This is a genomic window from Nocardia sp. NPDC046473, from assembly GCF_040645995.1.
Taxonomy (GTDB): domain Bacteria; phylum Actinomycetota; class Actinomycetes; order Mycobacteriales; family Mycobacteriaceae; genus Nocardia.
Genome location: NZ_JBEYZJ010000008.1, coordinates 574,251 through 590,206, shown reverse-complemented (window position 1 = coordinate 590,206; position 15,956 = coordinate 574,251). Strand labels below are relative to the sequence as shown.

17 protein-coding genes are annotated in these 15,956 nt (G+C 66.5%); 7 read left to right on the top strand and 10 right to left on the bottom strand.

Annotation, left to right across the window (positions count from 1 at the left end; translation table 11 throughout):
* Nucleotides 1–19: 19 nt before the first annotated feature.
* Together ABZ942_RS30210 and ABZ942_RS30205 are read right to left on the bottom strand one after the other, a co-directional pair.
* The gene (locus tag ABZ942_RS30210) at nt 20–652 is read right to left on the bottom strand and encodes a LysE family translocator (protein WP_357387852.1); all 633 of its coding nucleotides are present in this window, start codon (nt 650–652) and stop codon (nt 20–22) included.
* A gap of 231 nt (nt 653–883) precedes the next feature.
* Nucleotides 884–2,047: an aminotransferase class I/II-fold pyridoxal phosphate-dependent enzyme gene (locus ABZ942_RS30205; protein ID WP_357387849.1), complete on the bottom strand. Its 1,164-nt coding sequence runs from the start codon at nt 2,045–2,047 to the stop codon at nt 884–886.
* 70 nt (nt 2,048–2,117) lie between these two features.
* Here ABZ942_RS30205 and ABZ942_RS30200 point away from each other — a divergent pair, with 70 nt between their 5' ends.
* From ABZ942_RS30200 to ABZ942_RS30185, 4 genes are all read left to right on the top strand, one after another.
* Entirely contained in the window at nt 2,118–2,612 is a 495-nt protein-coding gene (locus ABZ942_RS30200; protein WP_357387847.1) for an Lrp/AsnC family transcriptional regulator, read from the top strand.
* Nucleotides 2,613–2,723: 111 nt separating this feature from the next.
* On the top strand, nt 2,724–3,473 hold the full coding sequence (locus tag ABZ942_RS30195; protein WP_357387845.1) for a serine/threonine protein phosphatase: 750 nt from the start codon (nt 2,724–2,726) through the stop codon (nt 3,471–3,473).
* Between the two features lie 285 nt (nt 3,474–3,758).
* Nucleotides 3,759–4,544, top strand: coding sequence for a hypothetical protein (locus ABZ942_RS30190; RefSeq protein WP_357387844.1), 786 nt, complete (start codon nt 3,759–3,761; stop codon nt 4,542–4,544).
* The gene (locus tag ABZ942_RS30185) at nt 4,541–5,785 is read left to right on the top strand and encodes a hypothetical protein (RefSeq protein WP_357387842.1); all 1,245 of its coding nucleotides are present in this window, start codon (nt 4,541–4,543) and stop codon (nt 5,783–5,785) included. The genes ABZ942_RS30190 and ABZ942_RS30185 overlap by 4 nt, the downstream gene beginning before the upstream one ends.
* A gap of 8 nt (nt 5,786–5,793) precedes the next feature.
* Here ABZ942_RS30185 and ABZ942_RS30180 read toward each other — a convergent pair whose 3' ends face one another.
* From ABZ942_RS30180 to ABZ942_RS30165, 4 genes are all read right to left on the bottom strand, one after another.
* A complete protein-coding gene (locus ABZ942_RS30180; protein WP_357387840.1) occupies nt 5,794–6,804 on the bottom strand; it encodes an LLM class flavin-dependent oxidoreductase in 1,011 nt (336 codons plus the stop codon).
* Between the two features lie 20 nt (nt 6,805–6,824).
* The gene (locus tag ABZ942_RS30175) at nt 6,825–7,115 is read right to left on the bottom strand and encodes a metalloregulator ArsR/SmtB family transcription factor (protein WP_357387837.1); all 291 of its coding nucleotides are present in this window, start codon (nt 7,113–7,115) and stop codon (nt 6,825–6,827) included.
* 93 nt (nt 7,116–7,208) lie between these two features.
* Nucleotides 7,209–8,450 (bottom strand): GGDEF domain-containing protein, encoded by a 1,242-nt coding sequence (locus ABZ942_RS30170; protein ID WP_357387835.1) that lies wholly within the window; start codon nt 8,448–8,450, stop codon nt 7,209–7,211.
* Between the two features lie 171 nt (nt 8,451–8,621).
* Complete coding sequence (locus tag ABZ942_RS30165; RefSeq protein ID WP_357387833.1) at nt 8,622–9,152, bottom strand: CGNR zinc finger domain-containing protein; 531 nt, start codon at nt 9,150–9,152, stop codon at nt 8,622–8,624.
* Nucleotides 9,153–9,190: 38 nt separating this feature from the next.
* Between ABZ942_RS30165 and ABZ942_RS30160 the strand changes: the two genes are divergently transcribed.
* A complete protein-coding gene (locus ABZ942_RS30160) occupies nt 9,191–10,159 on the top strand; it encodes a DMT family transporter (RefSeq protein ID WP_357387831.1) in 969 nt (322 codons plus the stop codon).
* Between the two features lie 10 nt (nt 10,160–10,169).
* On the opposite strand, the gene ABZ942_RS30155 is transcribed toward ABZ942_RS30160, so the two are convergent.
* Together ABZ942_RS30155 and ABZ942_RS30150 are read right to left on the bottom strand one after the other, a co-directional pair.
* Complete coding sequence (locus tag ABZ942_RS30155) at nt 10,170–10,595, bottom strand: metalloregulator ArsR/SmtB family transcription factor (protein ID WP_357387829.1); 426 nt, start codon at nt 10,593–10,595, stop codon at nt 10,170–10,172.
* The gene (locus ABZ942_RS30150; RefSeq protein ID WP_357387827.1) at nt 10,595–11,251 is read right to left on the bottom strand and encodes an SRPBCC family protein; all 657 of its coding nucleotides are present in this window, start codon (nt 11,249–11,251) and stop codon (nt 10,595–10,597) included. The genes ABZ942_RS30155 and ABZ942_RS30150 overlap by 1 nt, the downstream gene beginning before the upstream one ends.
* Before the next feature lie 186 nt (nt 11,252–11,437).
* Here ABZ942_RS30150 and ABZ942_RS30145 point away from each other — a divergent pair, with 186 nt between their 5' ends.
* On the top strand, nt 11,438–12,679 hold the full coding sequence (locus tag ABZ942_RS30145; RefSeq protein ID WP_357387825.1) for a helix-turn-helix domain-containing protein: 1,242 nt from the start codon (nt 11,438–11,440) through the stop codon (nt 12,677–12,679).
* A 57-nt stretch (nt 12,680–12,736) separates the two neighbouring features.
* On the opposite strand, the gene ABZ942_RS30140 is transcribed toward ABZ942_RS30145, so the two are convergent.
* Entirely contained in the window at nt 12,737–14,074 is a 1,338-nt protein-coding gene (locus ABZ942_RS30140) for a dicarboxylate/amino acid:cation symporter (protein WP_357387823.1), read from the bottom strand.
* Between the two features lie 298 nt (nt 14,075–14,372).
* On the opposite strand from ABZ942_RS30140, the gene ABZ942_RS30135 reads away from it, so the two are divergent.
* Nucleotides 14,373–14,660 (top strand): DUF1206 domain-containing protein, encoded by a 288-nt coding sequence (locus tag ABZ942_RS30135; protein ID WP_357387959.1) that lies wholly within the window; start codon nt 14,373–14,375, stop codon nt 14,658–14,660.
* On the opposite strand, the gene ABZ942_RS30130 is transcribed toward ABZ942_RS30135, so the two are convergent.
* Nucleotides 14,595–15,800 carry an aminotransferase class V-fold PLP-dependent enzyme gene (locus tag ABZ942_RS30130; RefSeq protein ID WP_357387821.1) on the bottom strand — a complete coding sequence of 402 codons (1,206 nt, stop codon included), beginning with the start codon at nt 15,798–15,800 and terminating at the stop codon, nt 14,595–14,597. The two genes, ABZ942_RS30135 and ABZ942_RS30130, sit on opposite strands and share 66 nt — an antisense overlap.
* Nucleotides 15,801–15,956 lie beyond the last annotated feature (156 nt).

Genomic DNA, 15,956 nt, shown 5'->3' with positions numbered 1-15,956 from the left:
GTCCCAACGGAGTACCGGATCACGCCGGGTCCAAGGCGAGTTTCAGTCCGAGCGCCAGCAGTACGGACCCGGTGATGCCTTCCATCCACCGTTTCACCGAGCGACGATCGAGCCACGCCCTGGCGAACCGGACACCGCAGATCAGCGCCGTGCACCACAGCAGACCCTCGACGAAATGCACCAGCGTCAGCGCCGTGCCCATCAGCAGATGCGGCGCCTGCGGCGGGATGAACTGCGGCAACATCGCGATATAGAAGACACCGACCTTGGGGTTGAGCAGATTCGACGTCGCGCCACGCACCCACGCCCGCAGCACACTGCCGTCCGGAACCGTGTCGTCGGCGACATGGCTGCCACCGGAACGCCACAGCGCCACCAAGCTGGAGACACCGAGCCAGACCAGATAGATCGCGCCCGCGATCCGCAACACCGTGTACGCCACCTGCGACGTGGTCAGCAACACCGACAGCCCACAGGTGGCCGCGATCCCCCACACCAGCAGCCCACTGCCCACCCCGAGCGCGGTAGCAAACGCAATGCGCGTGCCCCGGACAATCGCGGAACGCAGCACCAGGGCGGTATCCAACCCCGGAACGATAGTCAGCAACCCCGCAACAACGGCGAACGACACCAACGCTGTCCAAACACTCACCCGCCCAATCTAACTACCACCCAGCACCTTCCACCAGCCTGAAAACCGGTGGCGCGACGAACGATTGGTTTGGCAGCTCGACACCTACCACACCGAACGGCACCCGGTGGCGGCACTGGCACTGGCCAACACCCAGGTGCAAAGCGTCCTGACCACATCGCATCCGGACGCGCTCGTGGTGCGGGCGATGATGATCAGAATGCTGCAACTCCCGGAGGCGAATCGTCAGGTTCAGCGGTTGAGGTGCTTCTGCACAGCGGTGTGCATGCGGCCGAGCATGTCCGCGAGGATCGGCCGGTAGGTCGCGAAGTTCAATCGCGCGAATCCCGCACCGCCGGGCCCGAAGTCGGGTCCGGACAGCAGCCGGACTCTGGCGTGTTCCAGGAAGAAGGCGGCCGGATCCTGGTCGAGGTCGAGTGCACGGCAGTCGAGCCAGGCCAAGTAGCTCGCCTCTGGTCGATGGAAACGGATTTCGGGCGGCAGCGACTCGGCGACAAAGTCGCGGTTGTCGGTCAGCCGCCGCCGGGTCTGCGCCAACCACGCGGCACCGTCCTGCCACGCGGTACAGGTCGCTAGCACGCTCAGCGCGCTGACCTGCCCATATATCAGCGGCGGCTGCGCGGCCAAGGCCGCACGGACCCGACTGTCACCGACATGGGCGACGCAGCAGCGCAGGCCCGCCAGATTGAAGGCCTTGCTCGCGGAGTTGAGGGTGACTGTGCGACCGGCGATTTCCGGGCCGAGCGTGGCGATCGGGATGTGCCGGTGCCGCTCGTGCGTGAGCTCGGAATGGATTTCGTCGGAGATCACCAAAAGGTTGTGCCGACAGGCGATCTCCGCGATGGCCGACAGTTCGTCACGATCGAACACGTGCCCCGTCGGGTTGTTGGGGTTCACCAGAATCACAGCGCGGCAATCGTTGCGGCGAACGTCCTCGGCCATCCGATCGACATCGAAGGTCCAGCCTCGCTCCCCCGCGATCATGGGGATCGGCACCAGCCGGCGTCCCATATCCTCCAGTGTCTTCAGGAACGGCGGGTAAGCGGGCGTGTGCACGGCGATCGCGTCGCCCGGCTTCGTCATGAGTTGCAGCACGATCTGCAGTACCTGAATGAGCTCGGTGAAGACGTACACGTCGTCCGGGTCGAGCGTGAAGTCATACCGGTCGCGCATGCGATCCGCGAACGCCTCCTGCAAGGGATTGCGATCGGGCCGGTCCTCCCACGCCGGATAGCCGAGGTCACCGTCGGCGGCCCGCCGCAACACCGCGCGCACCGGGTCCGGCACCGGAAAGTCCATGTCCGCGATCCAGCCGGGCAGCACGTCCGCCCCGGCTCGCGCCCACTTGATGCCCGCCCGCTGCCGGAGCACCTCGATATCGACAAGATCGTTCATGACCTGAACCATAGAGGGAACGTCGCCGAATGCGATTGACAGTTTTACCGGTCCCACGCAAGATTCTTGCGTGAGCGTTCTACCGTTAGATGACATCGACCACCGGCTGCTGGAACTCGTACAGGTCGATGCCACCCAGCCCCTGCACGAGCTCGGCGACCGAGTCGGCCTGTCCCCCAGCGCGGTTCAGCGCAGGCTCACCAGGCTGCGTACCGGCGGGGTGATCACCGCCGAGGTCGCCGTGATCGACCCGCGCGCCGTCGGCATGGGACTCACCACCGTGGTCCTCGTCGAGCTGACCGAGGACGACATCGACCACTACGTCGCCTTCTCCGACCGCATGCTGGCCGAACCCGCCGTGCAGCAGTGTTATTCCGTTGTGGGCCAATGGGATTACGTCGTAGTGCTGGTCACCGAAGACCTCGCCGCCTACCGGCGCCTGTCGAATGAACTGTTCGTCGGCGACAAGTCGGTGCACCGGTACGAGACGCTGCCCACCTACGAACGAGTCAAAGCCCAACTCGCCGTACCGTTGTCGCCGTCGCGCCAAGAGACCAAACCGTAATGGGCTTCACAGGAACTGCACGGCAAACTGTTGCCGACGGCACGGATAAGCACGGTTTACTGGAGTAGTGCCGATCGGCACGCACAACGGTCCCGCCAAGGAGGTCAGGACATGTGCTCGGCACCTGTCACCGACGGCCCCGACCCCGAAGTGGTCCGGCTCACCGGCACCACCTGGGAGTCGTTGAGCAGACGCGGTTCTCGCTCGCTGAACGCCGATGCCGCTGCGGCCGTGACCGATCCGGGCACCGGCCGCACCGCGTTCGTCGTCGCCGACGGTATCGGCGACCATCTGGCCGCCGCGCGGGCCTCGCGCACCGCCGCGGAGGTCGCCGCACGCGTCGGCGCCCGCACCGGCGCGCGCGCGGGAATCCTTGCCGCCCAAGCCGAATTGCTCCGCCAGTTCCCGCAATCGGAGGCGGACAGCGTCCTCGTGGTTGCGGTACTGCCGTCCGCGGGCCGGCCCGACGGACCGGGCGATATCGCCTGGGTCGGCGACTGCCGCGCCTACCGCTGGAACGGGCGCGTGCTGCACCAGATCACCACCGACCACACCGTCGCCGAATACTGGCGCGCCCGCGGCCTCGGCCCGCCGCCACGTCTCGACCACATCGTCTTCACCTCGGCGCGCACGGTGCGCCCCGCCGACATCGGCACCGCGACCACCGGCTCCAGCACCGGCAGGCTGCTGCTGAGCACCGACGGCGTGCACAAGCGCCTCGACATGGCGTCGATCAAGGCAATCCTGGCCGAGGAGAAATCGCCGGCGATCGCGGTCGACACCCTGGTGGACGGCGCCCTGCGCGCGGGCGGCACGGACAACACCACCGCCCTGGTCGCCGACTGCCGCCCGATTACCTGATCGCCGGACGAACCGGTGGTCCCACACCGGCTCGGCGCCGCCCCCGACGCCCGATCCGGCCGTAGTTCCTCGAAATAGATCGACTGGGAACTCGTATTTGCTGCAAATTCGCTCCGGTTATTCATTGATGATCACATTTCGGTAACGTCGCCAACTTAGCACGAGTGACCAGGGCTAACCTTCGACGGTTGCTGTTCTAATATGCCAATGCCGGGGTTGCCCCGTCCGCTCAGCCATGCACTCGGAAATCAGTTGTACCGACTTTGCCCGGGAAAGTAGAGCGAGATGTCGCAGGAATTGATCGTCGGGATCATTGCCGCGGTGATCGCGGTGGCGGTTTTGGTCATCGGGGACCGGGTTCGCCCGAAATCGTGGCGGCAGACCAGTGACGAATCGTCCAGTCACCTCGCGCTCGACCTGGCCAAGACGATATTCACCGCGGTACTCGCCTTCGTCTTCGTCGCCTGCTGGAACCAAAACCAGAACGCGTACAACCACACGATCACCGAGTCCAAGGGGCTGGTCGATACCTACCTGGCCATCCACACCATGCCGGGACCGGAGCAGCAGCGGATCCACGAGAAGCTGCGTGCCTATACCGACTCCGTCCTCAAAGACGAGTGGCCGGTCATGGAGCGCGAGAGCCGCCTCAACGCGTCCACCGGCAAGCTGCTCGACGAGCTGCGCGACACCGTGGTATCGATCCGATCGCAGGACCCGACGGTCGCCGAGGCACGAACCCGAGCACTGGCCGGCATCGACCGCGTCACGCAGGCCCGCCATGATCGGGCCATCGACGCGGCCCGCTCCGTCCCCCAATTCCTGTACATAGCATTGTGTTTCGGCGCGGTCCTGGTCCTGCTGAACCCGGTACTGACCGGCATGCTGGTCACCCGGCGCAGCCTCGCGATGACCGCACTGCTCGGCATCGTGATCGGCTCCGCACTGCTGGCCATCCACGACCTGGAACGACCGTTCTCCGGCGTGCTCGGCATTCCGATAGACGCGTTCACCTACGCCCAATCACAGTACGAGCCGAGCATTCCCGGACCGGTCACCCACAACGAATGAAACTTCCGCGGAGGCAGTTCGGCGGCGTCGCGCCGCGAGTGACCAGGGGCGCACGCGGATTGGTTGTCGTGAGCGCGTTCGTTCCGGCGGCTCTGTTGTTCGGTGGCCGATCCGCCGCCGACGAGATGATCCCGGCCCCGCCGGCCGCCGCAGATGTCACGACCGAGAGCCCGGCCGATACGCCGAATACGGCGCAGCCGAGCACCTCGTCCGAAACTGAAGCGCCGCAAGATGTTCCGACCGGGACTGCGGCTCCGCTCGGCATTCCGTACGGAAAAGCGCCCTCGTCGGACATCCCGGCCGAAAACACCCCGGCGCCAGATCCCTCGACCGGAAGCCCGCCTCGCTCAGACATCCCCGCCGGCGACACACCGCCCTCGGCCGCAAACCCGCCCCCGCCGGCCGAAAACACGTCTACCCCGGACGTCTCCACCGGAAGCGCGGCGCCACAAGATGTCTCGACCGGCAGCGCCACACCGGACGCATCGACCGGCAGCGCGGCCACACCGAACATCGCCTCCGGCAGCGCATCCGCAGGCGGCCTACTGTCACTGGACCCGCCGAAACCGTCCGCCAGCGGCATGCTCGACATCGGCAGCACGGCAGACGACGAGACAGGCGAAACTCCCACAGCCGCAACACAAACCGCCGTCGGACCGGCCGCACTCGGCCTCGACAGCGGCAGCGTCCTCACCGCCTGCGCGGGCAGCGCGGTGGCGGGCGGCGCGCTGCTGTTCCTCGGCTCCGCCGCGGGCTCCGGCCTGATCGGGCCGGGCATGCTGGCCCCACCCTGGTGGGCCGTGGTCGGCTCGGCAGGCTCGGTGGTGATCCCACCCGGTTTCGGCTCGAGCGGTTCCGCCCTCGGCAGCGCCGCCGTCGGCAGCGCGGTCACCGGCAGCGCGGTACTGACCTGCCTGCTCGCGCTCTCCACCGCCCCTACCCCGCCCGTGCCGACCTTCCCACTGTTGATCCCGCCGGCGATAGCGCCCGGCCCGCTCTTCCCATTCCTGCCGGTGGCCGCGCCCATCGCCGCGGCCGGCACCGACGCCGAATCAGCCACTATGCCAGGACGATTCGTCGTCGCGGCAGCACCCGCGGCCGCCGGCGACGACGCGGCCGCCTCGGCCACCGACCCCTTCGCCTTCAACACCCTCGAGATCGTCACGCTACTGGTCGTGCTCATCATCCTCGGCTACCAAGGCTCGACGGAAGCGACCAAGAAGCGACCGCCGCGCCCGTAGCCCGGCGGCTAAACTGCCGGTTCGTGCGCGACGGCGGCCATGGCGGCGCCGGTGAGCTCGACGGAGCGCACCCGATCGTCGATCTGCGCCGCGTGATGGGCCAGAATGAGTTCGTCGGCGTTGCTGTCGGCGGCGAAATCCTCCAGGTACGCAACAACTTCGGCGGGCGTACCGACCGCGGTGTACTGGGTCATCGAGGCGAGCTGGCGGCCGTTGGGCGAGGCGAGGAACGCGTCGATCTCCGCGTCGGTGTAGTCGACATCGGCGGCGCCACGCTTGATGAACATTCGGGTCCGATTACGATAGGAGATCGTCTTCTGCGCCAACGCATCCGCACGATCCGCCGCGGCGAACACGTTCACCCCGGCCATCACGTACGGCTCGGCCAGCTGCTCCGACGGACGGAAGCTGTCACGGTAGACGGCGACCGCCTGGTGCAGCGCGTCCGGTGCGAAGTGCGAGGCGAAGGCGTAGGGCAAGCCGAGTTGCGCGGCAAGCTGAGCACCGAACAGCGAAGAACCCAGAATGTATAGCGGCACAGTGCCTTCCGCCCGCGGCACCGCCTGCACGCCGGAGATCCGCGACCGCCCGGACAGGTATCCCTGCAGCTCCAGCACGTCCTGCGGGAACGAGTCCGCCGAGGACGGATTGCGACGCAACGCGAGCATCGTCTTCTGGTCGCTGCCCGGCGCTCGCCCCAGCCCGAGGTCGATGCGCCCGGGGAACAGCGTCTCCAGCGTGCCGAACTGTTCCGCGATCACCAGCGGCGAATGGTTGGGCAGCATGATGCCACCGGAGCCGAGCCGAATGCGGTCGGTGTGCGCGGCGATGTGACCGATGAGCACGCTCGTCGCGCTCGACGCGATCGAGTCCATGTTGTGGTGCTCGGCGTACCAGACGCGGCGGTAGCCGGACCGTTCGGCGGCCTGCGCCAGGGCGACGCTGTTGTCGAAGCTATCGCGCGCGGACTGGCCGGGCGCGATCACCGCCAGATCGAGGATGGATAGAGCAGTCGACATAGGACGTCGCCTTTCGTAGGTCAGAGAACGCGATGCAGTTGTTCGGTGAAGGCACGGATGCGCGCGTCGTCACGGCGGTAGTAGATCCACTGCCCGCGCCGGGTGCCGGTGAGGAACCCCGCGCGCTGCAGGATCGCCAGATGAGCCGAGATGGTCGACGCCGAGGTACCGGCCTTCTGCTGGATGAGACCAGCGCACACGCCGAGCTCAGCCGTCTCTCCCCGCGCGGGAAAGTGCACGTCCGGCTCCTTGAGCCACTCCAGGACGCGCAACCGAGTCTCGTTCGCCAGCGCTTTGCACTCTTCGAGCAACGTCCCACCGCCCTTCGATATTTCGCTAATTAACGAATTTACGCCGCCCGCGACGGCACCGGCACCATGACGCTGCTCACTCGCGCGAGACGGTTAGGCAGGCGGCCCGAGCGAGCCGCTGGACAAACCGAGGTCATCGGAGGTCGATACGGGGCGGATTTCGGGTACGCCTGCGGGCTTGCGCCGCAGGCGGGCCGGGGGCGGTTCGTCTTGTCCTGCGATCGCCACGGCGTTCCCGCCTCGGCGCTTCGCCCGATACATCGCCGAATCAGAACGCCGCAGCAGGCGGCGGTAGGTGGCCACGTCGTCGGAGCTGGTCGTGCGCGTGCCCTCGAGCACCGCGATCCCGACGCTGGCGGTGATCGGCAGCGGCAGGTCGGGCATGGTTTCGATCGCGCTGCGCAGCCGTTCACCGACCGCGGCGGCGTCTTCGCGCAGGCAGCCGACGATCACGAACTCCTCGCCACCGGTGCGTGCGATCAGGGCGTCGGATTCGACCGCCTCGCGCAATCGCTGTGCCGTCCGGGTCAGCACCTCGTCGCCGAACGGATGACCGAATGTGTCGTTGACGGCTTTGAATCGGTCCATGTCCAGCGTCGCGACGTAGGCCGACTCCTGGCGGCAATGCACGATGTGCGAGGACAGATAGGAGTCGAGGCCGCGCCGGTTCAACAGCCCGGTCAGTGGGTCCGATTGGGCGTCCGCGCGCAGCAGCCAGTGGCAGAACTGCACGAAGGGCAGCATCACACCGACCACGACCAGCATGACGAGGACGACCGCGAGACCCAGGGCGAGGTCTTGCGGTTGGCGGCTCGCAGCGTCCTGCGTACTCCGGGTGGAATCGGCCAGCTCACCGCGAAACATCAGGAATGCCAGCACCACGCTCGTCAGGATGGTCCACCCGACATGCAATGCCAGCACCCGCGGACCGTGGAACACGGTCACGTACGCACCCATCGCCGTCAGCAGCACGACACCCAGAACTCCGACGACGCGATCGTGCACCAGCAAATCGTTGGCAGTGGTGTCGATATCGAATATCACGATCCAGGCGATGGATTCGGCTTCGCGTGGCCACGGCAAAAACCACCAGCGCAACGTCCACAATCCGGCGACGGTCGCCTCGACGCCGCCCTGCACCTGCCCGACCCACCCGGCCACGTCACCCTGCGCCACCGAGGCGAGCACCGCGATCAGCAGCATGACCAGCCCACCGGCACCCAGCATGAACTTGAATCGACCGAGCGCACCGTGCGATTCGAACGTCTCGACCAGGCCGCGGTAATCGACCGGGTCGCGCCACCATGTCCGAAACATCGATCGGTCGTCGGTCAATGAATTACCGCCTTTGGTCGACAACGGACCGGGCATTTACCCGGAGGTCTCCAGCATGGCGTGCAAATCGACAGTAAAACGGGTATCAGGATCACGCAATGTGAGATCGGCACACTATCCGATACGGGACGAAACGCCTATCCTAGCGGTCCATTCGTCTGAAGTGCGTGATCATTTCCGCCGCGCCCGGTAGGCCGCCACGGCATTGCGGTTTCCGCAGGCGGTGCTGCAATAGCGGCGCGATCGGTTGCGCGACAGGTCCAGCACGATCCCCTCGCACGTGCTGTCGGCACAGAGGGACAATCGGCTCAGCTCATCGGTGCGGATCAGATCGACCAGCGCGATCGCCGTCTCGACGGCGATCCGGACCGGCAGCGGCGCCTCGGTCGGGACCGCGTGGATGTGATAGTCGACGTCGCCGTGCCGGACGAGTTGCGGTACCGCGCGATGCTTCGCCAGGGTCTCGTTCACCAGCCGCACCGTCGTATCGCGGTCGCTGGTGAGCATCCGCCGCAGCGGCGCGCGCAGCGCACGGACCGCCGCGAGCTCGGCGGCGTCGCCGACGTGCGAGCCGGTATAGACGTGCTTGTCGAAAAACGCTGCGAGCTGGTCGATTTCGGTCAGCGTATCCGGTTCCTCGGCCGAATTCACCAGCTCCACCGCTGCCACCAGCGACTCCTCGATGTCAGGAGCAAAATCCATGTTGACATATTACACCGCCGCTCATAGCGTCATTACCCATGGCTACGATGACTCATGACAGTGCCGTTCAGCGGCAACTCAGATCCGGACTGACCCTCGCGATACTGTCCGCGTCATCGTTCGGACTCTCCGGTTCGCTGGCCCGCGCTTTGATGAACGCGGGCTGGAGTGCCGCGTCCGTCGTGGCCGTCCGAGTGCTGCTGGCCGCCGTCGTGGTCATGCCGATCGCGCTGCGGCAGCTGCACGGCGACTGGCAGCTGTTGCGCCGCAACGCATCTCTGATCACCGCGTATGGGCTGATCGCCGTCGCCGGTACTCAGCTGGCGTACTTCAACGCCGTCGCCCACATGGCAGTCGGGGTCGCGCTGCTCATCGAATACACCGCACCGATCGCCGTGGTCGGCTGGCTGTGGGTGCGATACCGGGAACGTCCCGGGGCTGCGACGGTCGCCGGCGCCGCGCTCGGGATCACTGGCTTGTTCCTGGTCATCGACCTGCGTTCCGGCGCGACCACCAGCTGGATCGGCATCATCTGGGCACTCGCCGCGATGGTCGGCGCGGCCGGGTACTTCGTGCTCTCGGCACACGGCGACGGCACGCTACCGGGCTCCGTCCTGGCCGCAGGCGGACTCCTCATCGGCGGAGTCGCCCTCTTGGTCGCGGGCGCGGTCGGCATCGTTCCGCTGCACGCGACGACAAATCCGGTCGTCTTCCAGCACTTCACCGTCCCGTGGTGGCCCCCGGTGCTGGCGCTCGGCGTCGTGACGGCCGCCCTCGCCTACGTCTCCGGCATCGCCGCCACCCGACTGCTCGGCTCCCGGCTGGCGTCCTTCGTTGCCCTCTTCGAGGTTCTCTCCGCGCTCGCCTTCGCCTGGGCACTATTGGGCGAAGCGCCCCGCGTCCTCCAATTGCTCGGCGGCGCACTGATTCTCGGCGGCGTGATCGTCGTCCGGCGCGGGGAGGTCGACGCGGCGGCACCGGTGGACGAGTTCGCCACTGAGCGTTAGGTTTTCGACGCTACGCCAGCCAAAGATTCAGGCGGGTCGAACGGCCCCTTCCAGACGACTCCTCGGCCGAACTACCGGGCTTGGCCACCCTGCGAGCGCGTTGACCACGCGCGACCTCGGTCGCGAGGGCGTCGAGCGGCTGGGCGAACTGCGCCAGCGGGTCGACCAACCCGGCCAGCCAGTGCTGGGCCGCCGCAACGCCTGCGGCGTCGAGGACATAAAGCCGTCGAGTGCCTTCGGCACGAACACTCACCAACCCGGCGTCTCGCAGCACCTTGAGATGCTGCGAGACGCCGGGTTGCGAGATCCGCGTATATTGCTGCACGGCAGCGACAATCGCGCCTGCGGTCTGCTCACCGGCCGCCACCAGTTCGAGAATGTAGCGGCGAACCGAATCGCCGAGCGCCTCGAAGATCTTCTCCCGAGAAAGCGTCATCAGGACTGCGAGCTGTCCTCGGGCTCGACCGTGTAGAAGGTGATCGTTCGCCGCGCGGCCGCGTGCGCGGCGGCCGCGTCGTCACCGTCGTCGATGGCCGCGTTCGCCCAGCCGAGGGCCGCCACCCGGACGAACTCGAGCCCCTCGGGAGTCGTCGGAAACGCCGAGCCCTCGCTCGGGTCCACAGCCGCACCGCTCGCCAGATGCAGGCCCAGTGCCATCAGTGCAAGATCCCAACCGACGCCCACTGCGCCCGGACCGTACTGATCCCAGAATTCGGGAGCAACAGGCGCCTCGTGGACCAACTCCAGCTGAGTGCCCTCGCCGTTAGCGGTCAGAGTAACCGCCACCCACGACACCTGCGGGCCCATCTCCCAGGTGACGGCGAACCGTCGCGGCTCATCGCATACCTCCACTACTCCGCCCGCGTTGCCCTCGGTCTGGTACCGGCCGCCGACCTTCAGTTCGCCGCTGACCGGCAGGAACCACCGCGGTATCCGCTCGGCATTGGTCAGTGCGTCCCAGAGATCTGCCCGGTCGGTCGTATAGGTGCGACGGGCGATGGCGATCCTGGTCGGCGCACCGTCGCGCGATCCGGTGCGGACCTCGCGAACGACGAGTCCGGCGATCGCGGCAGGGTCGGTGAGCAGGGGCATGACATCCTCCTTCTATAAGTCTGCACTTATAGTAATCGACATCGCCTCCCGCCGCACTGTGATCCATCACAGCTGCCGTCCGGCCACGCCCACCTCTTATCACAAATTGACTGGTAAATCCCACAAATGGCAACAGCGCAGCTAATCTGAAACTGCCACATAGCTAATGCTGACGAAGGAGTTGTCATGGCTATCGACAGTCCGATCCGGCCGAACCTGACTACCTCCGGGAAACCGATGTTCACCCCCTTACGCGACGTAAGAACCCTCTCCCGGCAAATGGTCGGCCACTTCGTCGAGAACGTCGTGCCGTGTGCGACGTTGCCCGGCGAGGCGATCTACGGCGACGTCACCACCATCACCCGGGTCTGTCTCGAACTCGCCGCCAGCATGCTGGACGGGCAGAACATTCCGGCGAAGGTCGAACAGCTCGAGGAGGCTGCGGCCGGGTGGGCGCGCGAGGGCGTGCCGATCGATGCGATCCACAACGCCATTCACGCCGGCTTCAAGATGGGCATGGACCTCGTCGTCTCGAACCTGACCGTCGAGGACTTCGACAGCTTCGTCGACGCCTCCAAGATGAACATCGAGATCCTGCACACGCTGACCTCGGCCATCTCCCGCGCCTACTTCCGGGAACTGCGCGCCGCGGTCAGCGAGCACCACACCGCTGTCCACACGCTCACCTCCGCCCTGCTCGGCGGGCGGCCCACCTCGACGATGGCGCGCGAATGCGGCATCACCATCGCCGAGTCGTATGTTGTGCTGGCCGTGTCGATTCCGCGTCATCGCGACGAGCACAATCCGGCCCTCGACACCCAGGTCGTCGCGCGCCGCAAACTACGCCGCACCCAGGCCGAACTGGCCACCCGCTGCGGCGGCAACGCCTTGTCGCTACTCAGCATCGATGGCGGAACCATTCTCCTGCCCGCCGAACAGCTCCGGGACGACGAACTCGACGCGCTGATCAAGGGGCTCTCCGACGCCGCGCAGGTCGGCATCACCGCCACCCTGATGGAAGCCACCCCCGAACAGATCCCCGGCGCCGTCGATCAAGCCCACGAACTGCTCGACATGGTGCACCGGCTGGACTGCGTCACCGGCCTGTACCGCTTCGACGAACTCGCCCTCGAATACCAGCTCACCCGGCCGGGTCCCGGCCGCGAATACCTCGGCAGCGTGCTCACGCCCCTCGACGAACACACCGAACTGCTGGAAACCCTCCAGCTACACATCAGCAACAACCTCAATCGCCAACGCACCGCGCACGCCCTGCACGTGCACACCAACACCGTCGACTATCGACTCAAGCGCATCGGCCAACTGACCGGCTTCGACCCGTCCCAACCCTCCGGCCTCTGGTATCTCCGGTCCGCCCTGATCGCCCGCTCCTACCACCCCACCGACGGCGGCCGCCAAGTCGGTTGAGCGGCAGCGGTATTCGAGACCGCGGTGCGGCGCTCGAGGCGCCGCACCACCGCGTCCTCAGGCCGCTGCGGGCACCGGCTCCGGTTCTTCCACCGGCTCGGGCTCGGCTTCGGTCAGGGGGGCGGACGGCTGATCGAAGACTTCCTGGTCGAGGATGCCTTCGCGCTTGGCCACCAGAACCGGAACCACCATCTGCCCAGCGACATTCGTCGCGGTGCGGATCATGTCCAGGATCGGGTCGATGGCCAGTAGCAAACCGGCCCCGGCCAGTGGCAGGCCCAGTGTGGACAGCGTCAGGGTGAGCATCACGATCGCACCGGTGAGGCCGGCGGTTGCCGCGGAGCCGACCACGGAGACGAAGGCGATCAACAGGTAGTCGCGAATGTCGAGGTGCGTTCCGGTGATCTGCGCGACGAAGATGGCCGCCAGCGCGGGATACACTGCCGCGCAACCGTCCATCTTGGTGGTCGCCCCAAACGGGACGGCGAACGACGCGTATTCCCTTGGCACACCGAGCCGTTCGGTGACCATCCGCTGCGTCAGCGGCATCGTGCCGATCGACGACCGGGATACGAACGCCAATTCGACTGCGGGCCAAGCCTTCGCGTAGAAGCGGATCGGGTTCACGCCGCCGACGGTGCGCAGCAGGATCGGGTAGACGACGACCAGCACGATGAGGCAGCCCACGTATACCGCGATGGTGAAGGTCGCCAACGGCCGCAGCAGGTTCCAGCCGTAGCTGGCGATCGCCTTACCGATCAGGCCTGCGGTGCCGATCGGCGCGAGCCGGATCACCCACCACAGCGCCTTCTGCACCAGCTCCAGCACCGATTCCGCCAGTGTCAGAAAGGGTTTGGCGCGCTCGCCGAGTTTCAGCGCCGCCACGCCGAGCACCGCGCCGAGGAACACCAGCTGCAGCACATTGCCATTGGTGAAGGCGCCGACGACGTTGGTCGGGATGATGCCGGTGAGGAAGTCGGTCCAGCCGCCCTTCGAGTCGGGCGCCTTCGCACCGACCAGGGTCAGCTCGACTCCCCGACCGGGATTGGTGACCAGCCCGAGCACGATGCCGACCGCTACCGCGATCAGCGCGGTGGCGAGGAACCACAGCAGGGTGCGGCCGGCCAGCCGGGCCGCATTGGTGACGTGCCGCAGTCCGGCGACGCTCACCAGCACCGCGGTGAACACCAGCGGCGGCACCGCGAGCTTCAGCAGCTGCACGAAAATGCCGCCGACCTGGGTCAATGTGCTGGTGAGCCAGGCGGATCCGGTGGCGCGGGCGATGAAGCCCGCGGCGATACCGACCGCAAGACCGAGCAGGATCTGGACGCCGAACGACCAGCGCGCCGGATTCAGGACACGGCTGCGCGAACTGGGTGAAGACAAGGGAACCATCCAAGACAATCAGAGGATCTGGTGAGCTGAGCGCGCGTCAGCAACACAGCTGCGCGGCCAACCGGCCGAGATCCACATGCAGCCTGGCGACCAGGTGCACGACTGTCGCGAAAAAGTTCATAACGCCCTAAACGGTAAGCGATTCGTCCGATCAATTACCCATCGGTTCGGCTCATCGCCGTATGGCCTGCGTCACAACCCCGTCCGATCAGCGCCGGTCGAGCGGTGACGGCGCTCCCCAGTCGCGCCCACTTCCCCACACCTCCCGAGTCACGACTCCGCGCGTCCCGCAGCGGATCTGGGCTCACACAGCGCGCGTGTCAATCGCTTCGTCACCAAGCCCTTCGGCCCCTGGCTGCTGATCCTGATCTCCGTGGGCCTCATGGCCTTCGGCGTCTTGTCCTTCCTCGAGGCCAAGCACCGCCGCACCTACGGCGGTATGCCCGTCCCGTCTAGGATCCCGGCCGCACCCGAGAACTCAGCGACGACCTCGGCCACGGTGCCGGGGCCGTCGCTGAGTTCAGAGCGCGGCAACCGCCGCCACGGCGGTTTCGATCTCAGCGTGCGTGTTGAACGCGTGTGGTGAGATTCGGGTCGTCGGCGGACGTCCGGCACGTATCCACAGTGGCGCGTAGGGCTCCTGCGGGGCGGCGACGTTGATCTTCTGGCGTCGGAGTTCCGACTGGATCCGGCTGGGCGCCAGACGCGCATGGGAGAAGGTCACGATGCCGGACAGCTCTTCAGATCGGTCTTCCACGGTTACCTCCGGCAATTCCGCCAACGCGGACCGGGCATGCCCGGCTAGCTCGGCGATACGTGCCATGTCCTGTGCGAGATCCCGGCCGAGGGCGACGTCGACCGCCGCTTTCATGCCCATCCGCACCGCGAAAGACGTCTCCATGAACTCGAACTTGCGGGCACCGGAGATCGGGACCGGCTGGTCACCGCGCCATGGCCCGGAGGTTTGATCGAGTCCGATCGGACAGATCTGGTCGAGGAAGCGCTCACTGTAAGTCGCGAAGCCGGTTCCCCGCGGCGCCCTGAGATACTTTCGCGCGCTGACGGTTGCCACGTCGATACGCGGATCCGACAGATCTGTCACGACATTCGCGAAGGCCTGTGACGCGTCGACGAACAACCACGCCGGGTGTGCCGCAAGCACTTCGGCAATGGGGCCGATCGGATTGACCAATCCATTGATCGCCGGAGCCAGCGTGAGACAGACCATCCGGACCCGCTCGTCGAGCATGGCGGATAGCGCGGCAGGATCGATCGCTCCGGCGGAGTCGGCCGCAACGATGTCGACAACCGCGCCGACGGCTCTGCTGCGCCACCAGATCGCCGAAAGGTTACCGCCCCACTCGGTCTCGCTGACCAAGATGCGGTCGCCTGCACCTAGCGGCACCGCCTGGAATGCCTTCTGCCAGGCGGAGGTATGACTGTCGGCAAGGGAGATCCGTCGTGCTGGGACGTTGGTCAGCTGCGCCAGGCCTGAATAGAGGGTCTCCAGGTCCGCCGCGATCGCAAGTCGCGCTTCGGTATTGCCGGTTCGCGCTTCGAGCTCCAGATGTGTGGTGATCGCCGTGAGCACCGACTGATCGGCCAACGACCCTGCGGCCGAGTTCATATGAACGAAGTCATCGATGTACGGGATGGTCGCCCGCATGTCCGCGGACTTCGAGCTTCGTAGCGCGGTGCCACTGGTTCGGTCGGGCGTTGAACTCATCTCCACCAATCCACTTCCGGTCCATCCGACCCGTGAGCATGGCTGAAGCAGCGGTCCGGAAGGTATAGCCAATGGGCAGGAAGTGGACTGCCGGCTCGGACCGGCGACTTCCCCAGTTGGCTGTTCGTGCACGTCACGCATTGGGGGGCAAAGGGT

Coding starts and splice junctions, on each gene's coding strand:
- ABZ942_RS30205 (WP_357387849.1), bottom strand. CDS start 2,047: ATGAACGATCTTGTCGATATCGAGGTGCTCCGGCAGCGGGCGGGCATC.
- ABZ942_RS30195 (WP_357387845.1), top strand. CDS start 2,724: ATGTGCTCGGCACCTGTCACCGACGGCCCCGACCCCGAAGTGGTCCGG.
- ABZ942_RS30190 (WP_357387844.1), top strand. CDS start 3,759: ATGTCGCAGGAATTGATCGTCGGGATCATTGCCGCGGTGATCGCGGTG.
- ABZ942_RS30185 (WP_357387842.1), top strand. CDS start 4,541: ATGAAACTTCCGCGGAGGCAGTTCGGCGGCGTCGCGCCGCGAGTGACC.
- ABZ942_RS30180 (WP_357387840.1), bottom strand. CDS start 6,804: ATGTCGACTGCTCTATCCATCCTCGATCTGGCGGTGATCGCGCCCGGC.
- ABZ942_RS30165 (WP_357387833.1), bottom strand. CDS start 9,152: ATGGATTTTGCTCCTGACATCGAGGAGTCGCTGGTGGCAGCGGTGGAG.
- ABZ942_RS30160 (WP_357387831.1), top strand. CDS start 9,191: ATGGCTACGATGACTCATGACAGTGCCGTTCAGCGGCAACTCAGATCC.
- ABZ942_RS30155 (WP_357387829.1), bottom strand. CDS start 10,595: ATGACGCTTTCTCGGGAGAAGATCTTCGAGGCGCTCGGCGATTCGGTT.
- ABZ942_RS30150 (WP_357387827.1), bottom strand. CDS start 11,251: ATGCCCCTGCTCACCGACCCTGCCGCGATCGCCGGACTCGTCGTTCGC.
- ABZ942_RS30145 (WP_357387825.1), top strand. CDS start 11,438: ATGGCTATCGACAGTCCGATCCGGCCGAACCTGACTACCTCCGGGAAA.
- ABZ942_RS30140 (WP_357387823.1), bottom strand. CDS start 14,074: ATGGTTCCCTTGTCTTCACCCAGTTCGCGCAGCCGTGTCCTGAATCCG.
- ABZ942_RS30130 (WP_357387821.1), bottom strand. CDS start 15,800: ATGAGTTCAACGCCCGACCGAACCAGTGGCACCGCGCTACGAAGCTCG.